This is a genomic window from Pseudomonas sp. NPDC012596, assembly GCF_042902325.1.
In the GTDB taxonomy this organism is placed as follows: Bacteria; Pseudomonadota; Gammaproteobacteria; order Pseudomonadales; family Pseudomonadaceae; genus Aquipseudomonas.
In genome coordinates, this window is sequence record NZ_JBIBEB010000011.1 from 170,726 (window position 1) to 187,424 (window position 16,699).

At 65.7% G+C, this 16,699-nt stretch carries 17 protein-coding genes; all 17 read right to left on the reverse strand.

Features of this window, described 5'->3' with window-relative positions; translation table 11 throughout:
• Positions 1-9: 9 nt before the first annotated feature.
• A complete protein-coding gene (locus ACFY68_RS15455; RefSeq protein ID WP_387528775.1) occupies positions 10-1,239 on the reverse strand; it encodes a hypothetical protein in 1,230 nt (409 codons plus the stop codon).
• Between the two features lie 176 nt (positions 1,240-1,415).
• Positions 1,416-2,375, reverse strand: coding sequence for a PDR/VanB family oxidoreductase (locus ACFY68_RS15460; RefSeq protein WP_387528778.1), 960 nt, complete (start codon positions 2,373-2,375; stop codon positions 1,416-1,418).
• A 14-nt stretch (positions 2,376-2,389) separates the two neighbouring features.
• Positions 2,390-3,424, reverse strand: coding sequence for a Rieske 2Fe-2S domain-containing protein (locus tag ACFY68_RS15465; protein WP_387528781.1), 1,035 nt, complete (start codon positions 3,422-3,424; stop codon positions 2,390-2,392).
• A 20-nt stretch (positions 3,425-3,444) separates the two neighbouring features.
• Entirely contained in the window at positions 3,445-3,672 is a 228-nt protein-coding gene (locus ACFY68_RS15470) for a recombinase-like helix-turn-helix domain-containing protein (protein ID WP_387528784.1), read from the reverse strand.
• 10 nt (positions 3,673-3,682) lie between these two features.
• The gene (locus ACFY68_RS15475; RefSeq protein WP_387528787.1) at positions 3,683-4,651 is read right to left on the reverse strand and encodes a VOC family protein; all 969 of its coding nucleotides are present in this window, start codon (positions 4,649-4,651) and stop codon (positions 3,683-3,685) included.
• Positions 4,648-6,138, reverse strand: coding sequence for an aldehyde dehydrogenase (locus ACFY68_RS15480; RefSeq protein ID WP_387528790.1), 1,491 nt, complete (start codon positions 6,136-6,138; stop codon positions 4,648-4,650). The genes ACFY68_RS15475 and ACFY68_RS15480 overlap by 4 nt, the downstream gene beginning before the upstream one ends.
• 10 nt (positions 6,139-6,148) lie before the next feature.
• Complete coding sequence (locus tag ACFY68_RS15485) at positions 6,149-6,952, reverse strand: aspartate dehydrogenase (protein ID WP_387528793.1); 804 nt, start codon at positions 6,950-6,952, stop codon at positions 6,149-6,151.
• A 10-nt stretch (positions 6,953-6,962) separates the two neighbouring features.
• On the reverse strand, positions 6,963-8,645 hold the full coding sequence (locus ACFY68_RS15490; protein WP_387528796.1) for a thiamine pyrophosphate-binding protein: 1,683 nt from the start codon (positions 8,643-8,645) through the stop codon (positions 6,963-6,965).
• Positions 8,638-9,435 carry an SDR family oxidoreductase gene (locus tag ACFY68_RS15495; RefSeq protein ID WP_387528799.1) on the reverse strand — a complete coding sequence of 266 codons (798 nt, stop codon included), beginning with the start codon at positions 9,433-9,435 and terminating at the stop codon, positions 8,638-8,640. Before ACFY68_RS15495 ends, ACFY68_RS15490 begins: the two co-directional genes overlap by 8 nt.
• Before the next feature lies 1 nt (position 9,436).
• Positions 9,437-10,255 carry an IclR family transcriptional regulator gene (locus ACFY68_RS15500; protein WP_346612063.1) on the reverse strand — a complete coding sequence of 273 codons (819 nt, stop codon included), beginning with the start codon at positions 10,253-10,255 and terminating at the stop codon, positions 9,437-9,439.
• 5 nt (positions 10,256-10,260) lie between these two features.
• A complete protein-coding gene (locus ACFY68_RS15505; protein ID WP_387528802.1) occupies positions 10,261-11,118 on the reverse strand; it encodes an alpha/beta fold hydrolase in 858 nt (285 codons plus the stop codon).
• Between the two features lie 4 nt (positions 11,119-11,122).
• Positions 11,123-11,662 carry a cupin domain-containing protein gene (locus ACFY68_RS15510; protein ID WP_346611632.1) on the reverse strand — a complete coding sequence of 180 codons (540 nt, stop codon included), beginning with the start codon at positions 11,660-11,662 and terminating at the stop codon, positions 11,123-11,125.
• Between the two features lie 15 nt (positions 11,663-11,677).
• Positions 11,678-12,445, reverse strand: a complete 768-nt coding sequence (locus ACFY68_RS15515; protein ID WP_387528806.1) for an SDR family oxidoreductase — start codon at positions 12,443-12,445, stop codon at positions 11,678-11,680.
• Positions 12,442-13,218: an ABC transporter permease gene (locus ACFY68_RS15520; RefSeq protein WP_346611630.1), complete on the reverse strand. Its 777-nt coding sequence runs from the start codon at positions 13,216-13,218 to the stop codon at positions 12,442-12,444. The genes ACFY68_RS15515 and ACFY68_RS15520 overlap by 4 nt, the downstream gene beginning before the upstream one ends.
• 29 nt (positions 13,219-13,247) lie before the next feature.
• Positions 13,248-14,255 (reverse strand): ABC transporter substrate-binding protein, encoded by a 1,008-nt coding sequence (locus ACFY68_RS15525; protein WP_387528810.1) that lies wholly within the window; start codon positions 14,253-14,255, stop codon positions 13,248-13,250.
• Between the two features lie 31 nt (positions 14,256-14,286).
• A complete protein-coding gene (locus tag ACFY68_RS15530) occupies positions 14,287-15,132 on the reverse strand; it encodes an ABC transporter ATP-binding protein (RefSeq protein WP_387528813.1) in 846 nt (281 codons plus the stop codon).
• Between the two features lie 423 nt (positions 15,133-15,555).
• Positions 15,556-16,437 (reverse strand): DMT family transporter, encoded by an 882-nt coding sequence (locus ACFY68_RS15535; RefSeq protein ID WP_387528816.1) that lies wholly within the window; start codon positions 16,435-16,437, stop codon positions 15,556-15,558.
• Positions 16,438-16,699 lie beyond the last annotated feature (262 nt).

The following is a 16,699-nucleotide window of genomic DNA, read 5'->3' on the forward strand; positions in this document are numbered from 1 at the left end:
ATCATAATTTCAGAAGTAATAGCCGATGTTGATATTGGTCCGGTAATACCAGTCGTTACTGCCCACCGAACCGGTGCTGGTCCACCCCGTACCATTTTCTGCCCCACCAAATGGGTTGGCATTGCGCGCCCAGGTCAGGTCGACCCAGGCCATGATTGGCATGGCCAGAAACTGCGCGCCGACGGTGAACATCTGCGAATCGTCCCAGCCGTGCTCATCTTTCATCATGCGGCTGTAGTCGGTATAGAGCTTGATCTTCTTAAGCTGCCCAAGCTTCGGGGTGAATACGTCGTAGCCAACGTTGACTGCGGCGATGGTCGCTTTGGCGGCGATCAGGTAGGCCGGGGTCAGGCCGTTGCCGCCCATCAGCACCGCGTCGTCGCTGACGCCCGCCGGGTTTTTCGGGTCGTATTCATAGCGGATTGCCTGGCCGGTCACGGTCCAAAGGCCGGTGTTGAACAGCGCGTGCACGCCGCCCGCCCAGTAGTCGCCGTCATCATGGGTAGTGGCGTTGTACAGCTGGGCAGCGGCCAGTGAAGCGCCCAGCTCGGTCTTCCAGCCATCGCCATTGAATGTACGGGCGACGCGGGCGTTGAGCTGGTTGCGCTTTTCGTTGTCCTGGCGCGACTGGGTGAACGGCACGGCGTTGTCGTCAAGATCGGCATACCGCCCGACCTCCGGCGAATAGCGCAGGCTCGACGGCAGCATGCGCGGGAAGTAGCCCAGTTGCAGGTCCCACTGAGCGTCTTTGTAGCTGTACTTCAACCCGGTGCCGGCGCTGACGCCATAGCCCATGAAGAACGGGATGTGATAACTCCAGCCGAACTGCGGGTAGGGCTCCAGGCCGAACGGTTTGAACGGTGCGCCCAGTTGCAGATTGGCTTGCGGGCTGAAGCGGTAGCCGATGTAGCCGCGGTCGATGGAGCGCTTGCCGTCGTCCTGGAACCAGTAACCGACATCGCTGAACAGCTGGCGATGGCTGGCCTGCACGTCCAGGCGGAAGGTGTCGAAGAGGAAGCGGCCGTTGTTCTCGGTGGTGTCCCAGTGTTCGTCGCGGTAGTTGATGCGCAAGGCGCCGCCGATGTCGAGGCTGCTCTGGCCGTCGTCGCTGCGCCAGGCGATGTGCGGGAAGGGCTTTTGCGCGGTGGGAGGCTGGTCCGGGGCGGCGGGGCCGGGTTCGGAGGCGAAGCTTGAGCATGCGGTGACCAGCAGACCGAGGGTGATCAGGTACCTGTTCATGTTGTGCCCTGCAAGGTTGGGAGGTTTTCTGCAGGCAAAGGGGGAGCGTCGCCCCCTGGACTGCGGGTTTTTTATGGATTTGTTTGTACGGCTTGAGTCGTTGGGTGAGGCGGAGATCGAGCGCCGCGCGGGCGGCGCTCGATCTCATGGGCGCCAGATAAACATCGACATGCCCATCACAGATCCAGCACCAACCGCCGGCTCTTGCACCCGGAAACACACACCATCATCGATTTATTCGCCGCCCGCTCTGCCTTGGTCAGCACCCCGTCGCGGTGGTCCACATCGCCCTCCAGCACGCGGGTTTCGCACGAGCCACAGACCCCCTCGCGGCAGCTGTATTCGACATCGCAGCCAGCTTCGAGCAGCACATCCAGCAGGTTCAACCCAGGCTCGACGCTGACCGTCTTGCCCGACTTGCTCAGCTCGACGCTGTAGCTGTCCTGCGCGTCCTCTGCGGCTGCCACTTCGGCGGCGGTGAACCGTTCGATATGCGCATGCGGGTACCCGAGCCGTTCGCAGGTCTGCTCGAAGGCATCGAGCATCGGCGTCGGCCCGCAGCAGTAGAAGTGCGTGTCCCCAGGGCGCCCGGCCAGGTAACTGGCAAGGTCCGGCAGGCCGCCTTTCTCGTCGTTGAAGTGGTACAGCACCTTCGCCCCCAGCCCACTGATCTCGTCAACCAATGCCGCCTCGGCGCGCGAGCGGGCGCAGTAGATGAGTTCAGCCGAGCGCCCGAGCGCCAGCAGCTGGCGGAACATGCAATAAATCGGCGTGATGCCGATGCCGCCAGCCACCAGCACGCTGTGGCTGGCGCGGGTGTCGAGGGCGAAGTTGTTGCGTGGCTGGGAGATCTGCAACTGTGTGCCCACCCGCAGTTGCTCGTGAACGTAGCGCGAGCCGCCGCGGCTGGCGCGGTCGCGCAGGATGCCGACCACATAACGGCCCTGGTCGCTCGGGGCGTTCAGCAACGAATAGCTGCGTACCAGGCCGTTGGGCAGGTGCAGGTCGATGTGCGAACCGGCTTCGAACGGCGTGAACACGGTATCGCCCCACGGGCGCAGCTCGACGCTGATGATGCCTTCGGCTTCATGGCGCAGGGTGTGCACCAGTGCGCTTAGGGTGCAAGAGTTGGACATCGGTCACCTCAGGCTCAGGCCAGTTGCTGGGTTTCGATAAGGGCCAGCTGTTCCTTGGCCTTGCCCTTCAGGTAACGGCGCAGGCGCACCACGCCCAGGTCGTGCTGGTAAAGGTTTTCGCGCTGGTTGGCGTCGAATTCCATGAACTCCAGCAGCACCCGGTCCTGCTCCAGTACCGCCCAGTGGCGTGCCTCCAGGCGGTTCTTGTAGAGGAAGCGCCAGGTGTCGCGCTGCCAGCCGGTCAGCGGCCGTGCGCGCCAGTGGAACACCGCCGACAGGGCACGGCTGCTCGGTGTGTAGCTACCGATGATGGTGAAGTTGCCGCCCGGGCCGCCGGTCTTCGGGTAGGGGATCTCCAGGCGCAGCCAGTGGCAGCCGTTGTCGAGGAACTCGGTCCAGTCGAAGTTGACCCCGCGCTGGCCTTCCTTCTCGAAGAAGAAGCCTTGGTCGGTATCACGGGTGACGAACTTGGCGGTGGCTTCGCCTTCGCTCATGGAGTGCGACATCTTGTGCAGGTAGGTGCCGTGCATCGGGTCCATGACGTTGTCGAGCACGTAGCGGTAGTCGCCTTTCCACTCGGTGTAGCAGAGGAAGCTGCTCCACTCGGGCGAGGTCAGCTGCTCGGGCAGCACCAGCTCCGGCGGCGTGGCCAGGTGCGGGTCGGTGGCGTTGAACAAAAAGATCGCCCCCGCCGCCTCGCGGGTATGGAACATCCGCGTCGGGCGGCTGCCTTCGAGCTTGCAGCCGGGGCTGCCCGGCACCTTGGTGACGGTGCCATCGCAGCGTACTTCGACGCCGTGGTACGGGCACTGCAGGCGGTCGCCCAGCACCGGCCCCTGGGACAGTGGCGCACCGCGGTGCGGGCAGTGGTCCTCAAGGGCGTGCACGCTGCCGTCGTTGTCGCGCCAAAGGGCGATCTTGCAGCCCAGGCGGCGAATCGAGACGGGTTTTTCGCCCAGCAGCTGCGACGGTAAAACCGGGAACCAGAGGTCTTTCAGGCCGTTGGCCAGGTGCTGTTCAACAGGGTCGACGGTAATCTGCATGTTCATTTTGTTCTACCTCCGGTGGGTCATTCGCCCAGCCGTGCCATCAGGGTTTTGAAGGAGTCTTCGGTCCATTCACCGCGGGTCAGCGGGCAAGGCGGGCCGGCCAGGTTGAGGTGCGCGAGCAATTCGCCCATTTCGCTCACGCCGTTGCCGTAGGCGCGTTCGATCGAGTCGCCGAGCAGGTCTTCGAACGGCGTGTTGGGGCGTTTGCGCGCCTGGTGCGGCTGCAGGTAAACCTCGGGTGTGCTCATGGGAGTGGCCTCAATTGTTCTTGGGTTTGTCGGTGAGGAACTTGCCTTGCGGCGCTTCGATATTCTGCTGGCGTCGGGTATTGCCATCGATGCCACCGGCGATCGCCCATTCGGCGAACACCGTGGGGCCGGGTTCGAATTCACGCGGCTGCCAGTCGCCGGTCAACTGGTCTTCGTCGGCGTAGTATTCCACCAGCGCCCCGGCCGGGTTCTTGAAGTACCAGAAGAACGCCGACGACACCGGGTGCCGGCCCGGGCCGATCTCGGTGGCCCAGCCGCAGCGGGAAATATGCATGCCGCCGCCGAACACTTCGTGCAGGTCACGCACGGTGAAGGCCACGTGGTTGAGCCCGGCGCGTGGCGCCGGTAGCTGCAGCATGAACAGGTCGTGGTGGCCGCCTTCTTCGGCGGTACGCAGGAACGCGCCGCGGTTGGGGTAGCGGTCCGAGGCCTGGAAGCCGAAACGCTCGTGGTAGAAGGCTTCGCAGGCATTCACGTCCTTGACGAAGAACACCACGTGGCCCACTTCGATGGGGGTGGCGCGTTCGTAGACCGGCGCTGGCTTGTTGATCCGGCCCTTGGTTTGCCAGGTGTTGTGGCCGCTGCACTCGATGTCCAGTGCGTGCTTGCGGGTGACTTGCAGGCGGATCGCCAGGCCATTGGGGTCGGTGCAGCCGATGCGGCCGTTGCCTTCGACGAAACCGGGGTCGTTGGCGATGCGCTGGCTGTACAGCGCCAGGTCTGCCTGGCTTGCGACGCCCCACACCACCTCGCGCACGGTCGAGCCGGGCTCGATGGCTGGTGGCAGGCCAGGCTTGTCGATGGCCGCCAGCACCACGCGGCAACCGTTGAGGGTTTCGAAGACCACCTCGTCGGGCTGCTCGCTGACCTTGCTCAGGCCCCAGTCGGCGAAGAAGCGCGCGCAGGTGGCGAGGTCTTCCACGCCATAGGTGACTTCGTCGATGCCCAGTACGCTCATTGCCCTGCCTCCACGCCGGCCCATGCCAGCGGTTGTTGGTTCATGCCCCAGTAGAGGCTCTTCTGCTCCATGTACTGCAGGATGCCCAGGCGGCCTTTTTCGCGGCCCAGGCCGCTGTCACGCCAGCCGCCAAACGGCGTCGAGATGGAGAATTGCTTGTAGGTGTTGATCCACACCGTGCCGGCCTGCAGCTTGCGGCCCAGGGCCCAGGCGCGCTTGTAGTCGCGGCTCCAGATGCCGGCGGCCAGCGCGTAGAGGCTGTCGTTGGCCTGGGCCAGCAATTGCTCTTCGTTGTCGAACGGCATGGCGACCAGCACCGGGCCGAAGATTTCTTCCTGGCAGACCTGCTGGCGGTTGCTCAGGCCTTCGAGGATGGTTGGCGGGTAGAAGTAGCCCTGGTCGAACAGGCCGCCGCTCGGGCGCTGGCCGCCCAGGCGCAGGCGGCCACCTTCGGCCAGGCCCAGGGCCACGTAGCGCTCCACCGATTCGCGGTGGCCGGCGCTGATCAGCGGGCCCATCTGCGTGTTTTCATCGGCCGGGTCACCCAGGCGCAGCTGCGCGGCGGCGGCGGTCAGGCGGGCCATGAATGGCTCGTACAGGGCACGGGCGACGAACAGCCGCGAACCTGCGATGCAGGCCTCGCCCGAGGAGCTGAAGATGCCGTACAGCACACCGGCCACGGCGTGGTCGAGGTCGGCGTCTTCCAGCACGATGGTCGGCGACTTGCCGCCCAGCTCCAGCGACACCGGCATCATCTTGTCGGCGGCGATATGCGCGATGTGCTTGCCGGTGCGGGTCCCGCCGGTGAACGACACGCGCTTGACCAGCGGGTGGCGGGTCAAGGCGTCACCCAGCAGCGAACCCTTGCCCGGCAGCACGCTGACCAGGCCTTTGGGCAGCCCGGCGTCTTCGCAGATGCGGGCCAATTGCAGGGCCAGCAGCGGGGTGATTTCCGCCGGCTTGATTACCACCGCATTGCCGCCGGCCAAGGCCGGGGCAACCTTTTGCGCCTCGCTGGCGATCGGCGAGTTCCACGGGGTGATCGCCGCGACCACGCCCATCGGCTCGTACACGCTCATGCTGACGAAGTCACCGCGCGACGGGGTGATGGTTTCTTCCAGCGTTTCGCAGGCGGCAGCGAAGAACTGGAAGGTGCCCGCAGCACTGGCGACCAGGGCGCGGGTCTCGTTGATCGGCTTGCCGTTATCCTGGCGCTGCAGTTGCGCCAGCTCTTCGGCACGCTCGCGGATCAGCCCGGCGATGCGGTACAGCACAGCGGCGCGCTCATGCGGTTTGCGCTGGGCCCAGCCGCTGTGCAAAAAGGCCTGGTGCGCGCCCTGCACGGCGGCTTCGACATCCTCCAGGCTGGCGGCATTGAGCCAGGCGACCGGCTCGCCGGTGGCGGGGTAGCAAGTGGCGTAGCGTTCGCCGCCACCCAGGCGCCAGGTGCCGGCGATGCAAATGGGTAAGGTCTGTTCCAGAGTCATTGGCAGTCCCCTAGATGGAAATGGCATGGGCGTGGTTGCCGAGGGCGCGCACCACGCTGTAGACGGTCAGTGCCGAGGTTTTCGGGTTGGCCGCCAGCGGTTTGCCGCGCAGGCTCATCTCGAAGCGGCCGAAGGCGCCACGGGCTTCGACCTGGTGCACGTTCTCTTCGCTGTGCGGGTCGGCGATCAGGGTTACCCGGGTGCGGTCCAGGCCCAGCCCCGCCAGCGACAGGGTGGCCGCCACATTGGCGTTCTTCGGGTACAGCCGCGCCGCTTCGCGGGCGCTGCCATCGAAGATCACCGTCGCTTCGCTGAGGGTGGCCAGCGTGCACACCTGCTCGGCCGGGGTGTCCTTCCAGGCCTGGGCCGGTTTGCGGCCGGTGTAGGTGACCGCATCCAGGCCGCCGACCTTGGCCGCCGACAAGGCATCGATGCCACCGATGGCGCCTGGCAGCAGCTCGATGCGCGTGTTGCCGCGCGCCGCTGCGGCTTCCAGGCGTTCGACCAGGCCGGGCTCGGACAACGCCCCCACCGACACGATCAGGCAGGCGATGCCGCGCTCCAGCGCTGGCAGCACGTGTTCCTCGATGGCCTTGTGGCCGGCGCACTCGACCAGTAGGTCGGGGCAGTGGTCGCTGGGCAGGGCAGTGAGCACCCGTGGCGGCTGGCGAAAGCTGGCCAGGCGCTGGCGCACCAGGTCTTCGGAGCCGGCCGAGGCGATTACCGCGTCCACGCACAGCTGTGGGTCTTGCTCCAGCAGTTCGAGCACGCTGACGCCAATGGCGCCGCAGCCGATCATGGTGATATGCAACATGGCAGGGTCCTCAGGCCGTGGCCTTCTGCGCCTTGGTTTCGCTGTTGGGCGGGCCGGCGAACTGGGTGGCGAAACCGCCGACGCTGAGCATGTCCACTTCCAGCAGGAACGGGCCTTGTGCGCTCAGCGCGCCTTCGAGCACCTCGCCGAAGTGTTTCAGGTCGCTGACCAGGCCGTGGCGCAGGCCGAGCGACTCGGCAAGCTTGCTGTAGTCCGGCGTGTGCAGTTCGACATAGGCATGCCGGGCACCGTAGATGGCGTCCTGGATGTTGCGGATGACGCCGTAGCGCTGGTCGTTCATCAGCAGGATGACCACGTTGGCTTTCTCCTGCACCAGGGTCGCCAGTTCACCCAGGTTGAGGATGAACCCGCCGTCGCCGGCCAGGGCGAACACCTTGCGCCCCGGGGCGGTCTCGGCCGCTGCCACGGCCGCGCCGATACCCATCGCCAGGCCCTGGCCGATGCCACCGCCGAGCGCGTGCACGCCGGCGAGCGGGTGGTAGAGGTTGAGCAGGCGGTTGCCCCAGATGCTGTTGGACAGGGTTACGTCGCGCACCCAGGTAAAGTTGCGCCCGGTCTGCGCCTGCAACTGCTCGACCAGTGCCGCATACGGGCCAAGGTCTGCCACCAGTTGCTTGCGCGCCTGCTCGCGCACGGCCTTAAGCTCGGCCAGGAAGTTCGGGTCGATGTTCAGGCGGCCCTGCAGGCGGTCGGCCAGGCCTTCCAGGGCCAGCGCAGCGTCGCCGCAGATGAACAGGTCACTGGGGTAGCTGCGGCCTTCGATGGCCGGGTTGACGTCGATGCGCAGGGTGGTGCGCGGCAGCTTCAGGGCGTACTTGAAGGTCTCGTTGCTGCGCAGGCGCGAGCCCGCCACCACCAGCGCATCGCAGGTCTGCATGAAGCCTTCGACCAGCTTGTTCTGCGAAAACGCCCCCAGGCAGCGTGCGTCGTCTTCGTTGACCACACCGCGGCCCTGGGTCGAGGTGATCACGCCGACGCCCATGTCGAGCAGGCGCTTGACCTGCGCGCCGGCATGCCGCGCACCACCGCCCAGCCACAGCAGCGGGCGGGTGGCGCTGGCCAGGCGTTCGGCGACCAGGTCGAGGGCTTCTGTAGCCGGTGCGGCAACCGGGATCGGCAGCGGCGACAGGTCACTTGGCATGGGGATGAAAGCCGACTGGATATCGATCGGGATCTCGACGCTGACCGGGCCGGTGGGCGCGGTCAGGGCGGTCTGCACGGCCAGCTTCAGGGTGCTTAGCGCGGTTTCGACGCTGCGCACGCGGAACGCCGCCTTGGACACCGCCTTGAGCATGGTCAGCTGGTCGCGCGCTTCGTGGATGTAGGCCAGCTCCTGGTCCAGGTACGGGGTTTCGATCTGCCCGGTGATGTGCAGCAGCGGCGTGCCAGCGGTCAGCGCTTCGACCATCGCCCCGGCAGCGTTGCCGGCCGCGGTGCCGGTGGAGGTCAGGCACACGCCCAGGCCGCCGCTGCTGCGGGCGTAGGCGTCAGCCATGTTGGTGGCCCCGGCTTCACCGCGGGCCATGACGAAACGGATGTTGCCGCGCACGGCGAAGGCATCGAGGATCGGCATGTTGTGGATCGAGATCACGCCGAACGCCGCCTTGACGTCGCATTGCTCGAGGAACGCGGTGATGACGGCACCGACGGTGACAGTGTTTTCGTTACGCATGGCGGGACAGGCCTCCGGATACATCGATATGACTGCCAGTGGTGTAGGCCGACAGGGGCGAGGCGAGGAACAGGATCGCCTGCGCCGCTTCTTTCGGCAGGCCAAGGCGGCCCAAGGGAATTTGTTTGCGTTGTGCCAGTTGCGCGGTCCATTGCGGCCAGTCCAGTTCGCGCTCCTCGCGCGCCTCGAAGCGGCGGCGCCATTGCCCCGACTCGACCAGGCCGATGAGGATGCCGTTGACCCGGATACCCTGTTCGGCAAATTCGAAGGCCATCGAGCGCACCAGGTTCTTCAGCCCTGCACGGGCGGCCGAAGTGGCAACCATATGTGGCTCGGGCTGGCTGGCCAGCAGCGAGTTGACGCACACGATGGAGGCGTTGGCCTGGCCTTGCAGTTGCGCCATGAACGCGCGCACCGGGTGGATGACCGAGAAGAACTTGAGCTGCAGCTCGTCGTTCCAGGCGTCATCGGTGGTACTGGCGAAGGTCGACACGCGGCCCTGGCCTGCGTTGTTGATCAGCACCTGGGCCGCGCCGAGCGCTGCCTGGCTGGCGGCGGCAAAGGCCTGCACGGAACCTGCGTCGAGCACGTCGCACACCTGGGCCAGTAGGCGCGCTTCGGGGAAGCGTTCGCGCAACCGCGTTTCGGCGCTGCGCAGGCGGCCTTCGTTGCGCCCGCAGAAGGCCACGCGGGCACCGGCTTCGAGCAGCAGTTCGACGCAGGCGTAGCCGATGCCGGACGAGCCGCCGGTGACGATCACCGTGCTGTCGTGAAGTTGATAGGGGTTCATTTCAGTCCCTCATCAGCGCAGTGACGCGGCCCAGGCCGGCGTTAGGCGTGTAGTTGAGCAGCCGCGACAGCTCATCGGCGCTGCCCCGCACCTGGCCTAGCAGGTTGTCGAAATTGACGTGGCCGATCTGCACGGTGGGGATGGTCAGGCCGAGCGCGGCGACCACCTGGCCGCTGGCATCGCGCACCGGGGCTGCCACCGTGGAAATGCTCGGTTCGAAAAAACCTTCGCCGCTGACATAGCCGCGCAGGCGGTCGGCCTGGACCAGGTCGAACAGCTCCAGTACGGTTTTGGGTGTGCACGCCGAAAACTGCTCCAGGTGTTCTTCCGGGTACAACTCGCGCAACTCGTTCAGGCTCAGGTCGGCCAGCAGGATGCGCCCCAGCACGGTGGCGTGGGCGGGCAGGCGGGTGCCGACGGTGACCGCGCTGGAGAACACCGACGGTGGCGAAACCTTGGCCACGTAGACGATCGAGCGGCCGTCACGCACCACCAGGTTGCTCGGGTAGTTGAGGTGGTCGCACAGCCGTGCCAGCAGCGGCTGGCCCAGTTCGGTCAGCTCCAGCGAGGCCAGGTATTCGAAGCCCAGGCGCAGCACCGACATGCCCAGGCGGTACTCGTTGCCGCTGCGGGTGACGAAGCCCATGGTTTCCAGGGTGGTCAGCAGGCGGAAGATGGTCGAGCGTGGCAGCGACAGGCGCCGGGCCAGTTCGGGGGCGGTCAGGGTACGGTTTTGCCGGCTGAATTCGCACAGCAGCAGCAGGCCGCGTTCCAGGCCCGGGACAATGTACTTGTCCTGGTTTTCCTTCAACGGATCCATATCGTTCATAGCACGCTACCTGTGAGAGAGGCGTCCAGGGCGCGGGCCAGCAGGCCCGTCACCGTGTCGGGTTGTTCGATGGCGCAGGCATGGCCGGCGCCGGGTATCAGCGTGAAAGGCGCGCCGAGGGCTGCGGCCAGGGCCTGGCAGTCGTCGGCGCGGGTGATGCTGTCGGCGCTGCCGCCGTGCACTTCGCAGGGCACCGCCAACGGCGCGTAGCGCAACAGGTGGTCGCCGCACAGCAGTTCGATGGCCTGGCGGTAGCCCTGTGGCAGCAACCGCGCCATGTTCCACTGCACCCAGGCCAGGGCCTCGATGCTGGCGCCAGGGGCCAGCAAGTGCGCGCTGCGCTCGCGGGCCATCTGTTCGATGCCCAGCTGCTCCAGGCTGTGCAGGCGTTTGTTGCGCACCGCCTGGCGCTGATCGGGTTGCGCCCCGTAACCGCGTGCCGGGCTGATCAGCACCAGGCGGCTGACGCGGCCCGGTTGGGCCTGGGCGAACGCGGCGGCGGTCAGGGCGCCAAGGGAATGGCCGACCAGCACGCAGCGCGCGATGCCCAGGGCGTCGAGCGTCTGCAGCAGGCGCCCGGCATAGTCGCAGGCGCTTGGCGCTGCGTTTGGCAATGGCGCGGACTGGCCATAGCCCGGTGCATCCCAGGCGATCACCCGCGCCCGCTCGCTCAAGCCAAGGGCCACCTGCAACCAGCTGGCCGCGCCCGAGCCAATGCCGTGCAGCAGCACGATGGCTTCGCCGCTGCCGGCTTCGCGCACCGCTTGCTGGCCTTGGTTCAGGCGCAGCAGGCGGGCGCCGAAGCGCTGGTCGAGCTGCGCGAGCAGCGGGGCGATGGGGGTGATCGGCATCATCGGCTTACCCGCGCTTGATCGACGCCAGCGGGTGCGCTGGCGGGTAGGTCGGGGTGACCGGCTTCTTGGCGCCGAGCATCACGCACATCAGGGCGTCTTCATCGCCCACGTTGATTTCTTCGCGGTACACCCCAGGCGGCACCGAGATCAGGTCGCGGTCGGTGAGGATGGTCTCGAAGCGCTCGCCATCCTTTTCGATGACCACCTTGAGCTTGCCGCGCAGCACGAAGAACACCTCTTCGACATCGGTGTGCAGGTGCGGCGGGCCTTCGTGGCCGGCCGGGATGACCATGGTGGAGAAGGTGAAGTGCTCGGACGCGATGGTGTTCATGTCACTGCCTACACCCGTGCCGCCGGTGCCCACGTAACGCATCTGCGCGCGGCGGAACTTGGGGTCGTAGTCGGCCTGGAACTTCAGCGCGTCCCAGTCGTAGCGGCGGGTCTCGTAGCGGGCGATGCGGGTCTGCATCCAGCTGGCGAGGTCGGCGTCGGCCGGGCGGTCCCAGGATTTCGGGGCGTCTTGCTGTTGGGAAAGGTCGGTCATGGGATTCTCCTTTGCTCAGGGCATGACGAACCCGCCGTTGACCGGCAGGGTTTGTCCAGTGATGAAGCGCGACAGGTCGGACAGGGCGAACAGCACCGCGCCACTGACGTCGTCGGGCAGTTGCGGGCGCTGGATGGCCCGTTGTTCGGTGTACAGGCGGTGGCGGGCCTCGGGCACGTAGGCGGTGGCCTCGACCAGCACCAGGCCGGGGGCGATGGCGTTGACGGTGATGTTGGCGTTGCCCAGCTCACGGGCCAGGCTGCGCGTCATGGCGATCACCGCGCCCTTGCTGGCGACATAGGCCAGCAGGTTCGGCGCGCCCCACAGCGGGGTGTCGGAGGCCAGGTTGATCACCGCGCCACGGCCGCTTTCACGCAGGGCCGGCAGGGCGGCGCGAGTCATCAGCCAGGTGCCGCGCACGTTGACTTGCATGACCTGGTCCCAGGTCTCGATGTCCAGCTCTTCGCAGCTTTTGCCGCCGGAGTTGGTGATCGAGGCGTTGTTGACCAGGCCGTCGAGGCCGCCCAGGCGCTTGACCGTGCGCTCGATGCAGGCGTCGATGGATTCGGGGCTGGCCAGGTCCAGGCTGACGCCGCTGACATCCAGGCCCATGCCGCTCAGTTCACAGGCGGCCTGTTGCACGCGGCCTGCCAGCACATCGGCGATGACCACCCGCGCACCGGCCTGGGCGATGGCCTGGGCAAAGGCATAGCCCAAGCCGCGGGCGCCACCGGTGACCAGCACGCGGCGGCCTTCGAGAAGGTTGTTGAAGCTGCTCATCATTGGCTACTCAGCATGGCTTTGGGGAGGTAGTGCAGAACGCGCTTCTCGGCCCAGACCACGGCGCCGTAAGCGAGCACGCCGATCAGCGTGAGCATGACGATGGCCACGAACACCCCGGCGGTGTTGCCCTGGCCTTCGGCATCCACCAGCAGGAAGCCCAGGCCCTGGTTGCCACCGACCAGCTCGCCGACGGTCACGCCGATGACCGCCAGGGTGGAGGCGATGCGCAGGCCGGAGAACAGCGCGGCCATGGCCGAGGGGAACTCCACCAGGCGGAAGATCTGCCAGCGGCTGGCGTTCATGGTGCGCACCAGGTTGATCATGTCCGGGTCGACGGTGCGGATGGCCGAGAGCACGTTGATCATCACCGGGAAGAACACGATCAGGATGGCGATGAGGATCTTCGGGTAGATGGTGTAGCCCAGCCACATCACGAACAGCGGCGCGAACGCCACCTTGGGGGCGATCTGCAGGGCCAGGATGTACGGCGAGAGCATGGCCTCGGCCGACGGCGACAGGCCCAGCGATACGCCGATGGCCACGCCCAGCAGGGCGCCGAGGGCGAAGCCGACGATGATTTCGAAGGCGGTGATCAGGGTGTGTTCGAGCAGGCCGCCGGATTGCCACATCAGCAGGCTTTCCTGGGCTACCCGGCTCAGCTGGGGCATGACGAATTCGGGCATGCCGACCAGCCCCGGGCCCCATTGCCAGAGCACCAGGAACAGGGCCAGCAGGGCGACGCTGCCGAGCATGGATGGGTTGAGGTTTCTCATCGGGCGATTACCTTGTTATGGCCGGGCCGTCATTTGGCTGCGGTGCTGGTTTCGATGAACTGGTTGCTGTACAGCTCGTCGAGCTTGGGTTCGCGAGGGACGATGCCTTCGCTGACGTAGAACTTGCGCACGGTGTCCAGGCGCGCCGGGTCGATGCGGCCGAGTACGGGCTGACCGGCGTACACGTACTCCACGTACAGGCGCAGGGTTTTTTCCAGCGACGCTTGCTTGCCGGCGTACGCCGGGACCGCGCGGGCGAAACTGGCGGCGGCGGCCTTGGGGTCGTCGATGATGTCCTGCAGGCCGCGCAGGGTGGCCTTGACCACGCCGCGGACCACCTCTGGGTGGTGTTCGATGGCATCGTCGGAGGCGAGGATCGCCTGGGCCATGCTCTCGAACACTTGCTCACGGGGGATCAGCGCGTACTTCAGCCCGGCGTCTTCGGCGTTGACCACCCAGTCCGGCACCCCGGCCATGGCCTGGGCCTTGCTGGCCGAGAACAGTTGCCATACGCCCGAGGGGCCGGCGGCCTGGATGTCCACGTCGTCCTTGGTCAAGCCGGCCTTGCGCAGCGAGGCGAGCAGGGCGTAGTAGGTGGTGTCGGAGTAGGACATCACGGTCAGGGTCTTGCCCTTGAGCTGCTGGATCGACTGGATGTTCTCGCCGGCGTTGGTGGCGATCATGGTCACCCCACCGCCACCGAGCACGGCCACCGCGCGCACCGGGATGCCGTTGGGGCGCACGATGATCGGCGTGTCACCGATGGCGCCGCCGACCAGGGCGTTGCCGGCGCCGATCTGCTTGGCAACGTCCACCCCGCCCTTGGCGGCGATGAAGGTCAGGTCCAGGTTCTGGGCCTGGTAGTAGCCCTTTTCCTTGGCGATGATCCATGGCGCGAACGCCGGCAGGCTGGGCGGCGCGGGCAACAGGTAGGTGACCTTGGTCGGCTCGGCCTGGGCCTGCGCCTGGGCGGCCAGGCTCAGTGCCAGTGCAGCCAGGATGGTGTGTGCCACACGCTTGAGGTAGGTGGTGAACATGCTAACTCCCGAGTAATGAGTGGGGCGTCGGTCAGTGCAGGTCGAGGTCTTCGCCGACCTTCAGCAGATCCATCAGGCGGCCCGCCAGCGGGCCGATTTCCGGCAGCTTGCGGCGCTCCAGCGGGTTGTTGCGGTAAGGCAGGTCGATCTCGATTTCCTCGATGATCGTGCCGGGGCGTGCGCTCATCACCAGCAGGCGATCGGACAGTGCAATGGCCTCGACCAGGTCGTGGGTGATGAACAACGCGGTCTTCTTTTCCTCGAACAGCATCTGCGCCAGGTCCTGTTGCAGGATCATCTTGGTTTGCGCATCGAGGGCCGAGAACGGCTCGTCGAGAAACAGCACCTGCGGGTCGATCGCCAAGGTGCGGGCCAGTGCGGCGCGCTGGCGCATGCCGCCGGACAGCTGGAACGGGTAGTGGTCGGTGAAGCCTTGCAGGTGGCAGCGCTTGAGCAGATCCTCGGCAATGACCTTGCGCTGGGCGGCGGGCATGCCCTGGATCTCCAGGCCCAGCTCGACGTTGCGGCGGATGCTGCGCCACGGCATCAGCAGGTCTTTCTGCAGCATGAAGGCCACTTTCGGCACCGGGCCGTTGACCGCTTCGCCGCTGACCAGCACCTCGCCTTCGGTGGGGCGGTACAGGCCAGAGCCCATGTTGAGGATGGTGCTCTTGCCACAGCCGGAAGGCCCGATGATGGAAACCACTTCGCCGCGACGGATCTTGAAGTTCACATCACGGATGGCGAACGGCGCGTCAACCTGACCTTTGGCCGGGAAGGCCTTGCCGACGTTGCGGAATTCGATTTCGGTCGCTGCTTCGTTGCGCTGCGGTTCATGCCATTGCGGGGCGATTGCGTACATCTCTTTCACAGCCATGGGAATGCTCTCTGGTCTGTTTTATAGGTGATACGCCGTTCAGTGCATGAACAATGCCAGTTGGGAAATTTCCTCAAATAAACAATAATTTTGTTAATTATTAATAACTTGTGAATTGGCTGGAATTTAGAGCGTGTTTTATATATGAAACATGGTTTTTTATATGGCACGAAAATGCCCAGCAACCGCGCATGAACTTCAGTTCGTGCGAGGAAGCTGGGCATTTTGGGTAACGCGAAAAGGTAGAGGTTTCGCAGGTGAAACGGCGGGGTATTCATCGCCGGCAAGCCGGCTCCCACAGGAATTCTCGCTTGCCTGAGTGCAGTGCAATACCTGCAGGGGCTGGCTTGCCTGAGTGCAGTGCAATACCTGTAGGAGCTGGCTTGCCGGCGATTGGGCTGCACAGCAGCCCCCTACAATCCCTCAGGCAGTGCGGCGTGCGGGCTTGAGGACGAGCCACAGCGCGGCAGCAATCAGCAGGCCGCCGTACAGGTGGCCCATCGACAGCGACTCGTCCAGCAGCCAGGCGCCCCACAGTACGCCGAACACCGGAATCAGAAAGGTCACGGTACTGGCTTTCACCGGGCCGATTTCTGCCAGCAGGCGGAAGTAGAGGATATAGGCGAAGGCCGTGCACACCAGCCCCAGGCCCAGCAGCGACATCCACACCTGCCAGCCGCCCCAGCTGGCAGGCGGTTGGGCCCATGCGCTCCAGGCGAACAGTGGTGTCATCAGAAGCGTGGCGCCGAGCATGCTGCCGAGTGCCGAAAGGCGGCTGTCCAGGCCACTGATCCAGCGCCGCGCCAGAAAGCCTGCGAAGCCGTAGCAGGTGGTTGCCGCGAGGCACGCCAGGGCACCTTGCAGCAGGGCCATGTCGAAGGCTACAGGGCCCGCACCACTGAGGATGCCGACGCCGAACAGGCCCAGGAAGATGCCGCACAGTTTGCCCACGGTCAGCCCTTCGCGAAAGAACAGCGCGCCGATCAGCACGCCCATCAGCGGGGTGGTGGCGTTGAAGATCGCCGAGTAACCGGCCGGTAGCACCTGTGCCGCCACTGAATAGAAGGTAGCCGGGATGCCTGAGTTGATCATGCCCAGCACCAGGCAGGCGCCGAGCTTGCCTTCGAAGTCCCAGCGCACCCGCGCGGCGCCCAGGATGGCGACCAGGCCCAGGCAGGCGATCGACACGCGGAAGAAGGCGGTGGGCACGGTGCCAAGTTCCGGAGCGATGATGCGCATGAACAGAAAGCTCGCCCCCCAGACGGCGGCAAGGGTCAGCAGGCGGGCTAGGGCGATGGGGCTCACGGCGGTCTCCGGTACAGGGCAGGGCGCGAGTGTACTTGATGGTGGACGTGCGGTTCTTGTTCATTCTTGCGGTGTGAATCAGTGCGGTCCCTTTCGCGGGGCAAGCCCGCTCCCACAGAAATCCTGAGTTGTGTGGTGAACTTGAGTTGTGTGGTGAATCTGTGGGAGCGGGCTTGCCCCGGGTACAAACCGAAGACATCGTTTACATTTCAAACCGGGAACATGGTTTACAGGCTAATACGCATGATCAGGAGGTATTTGA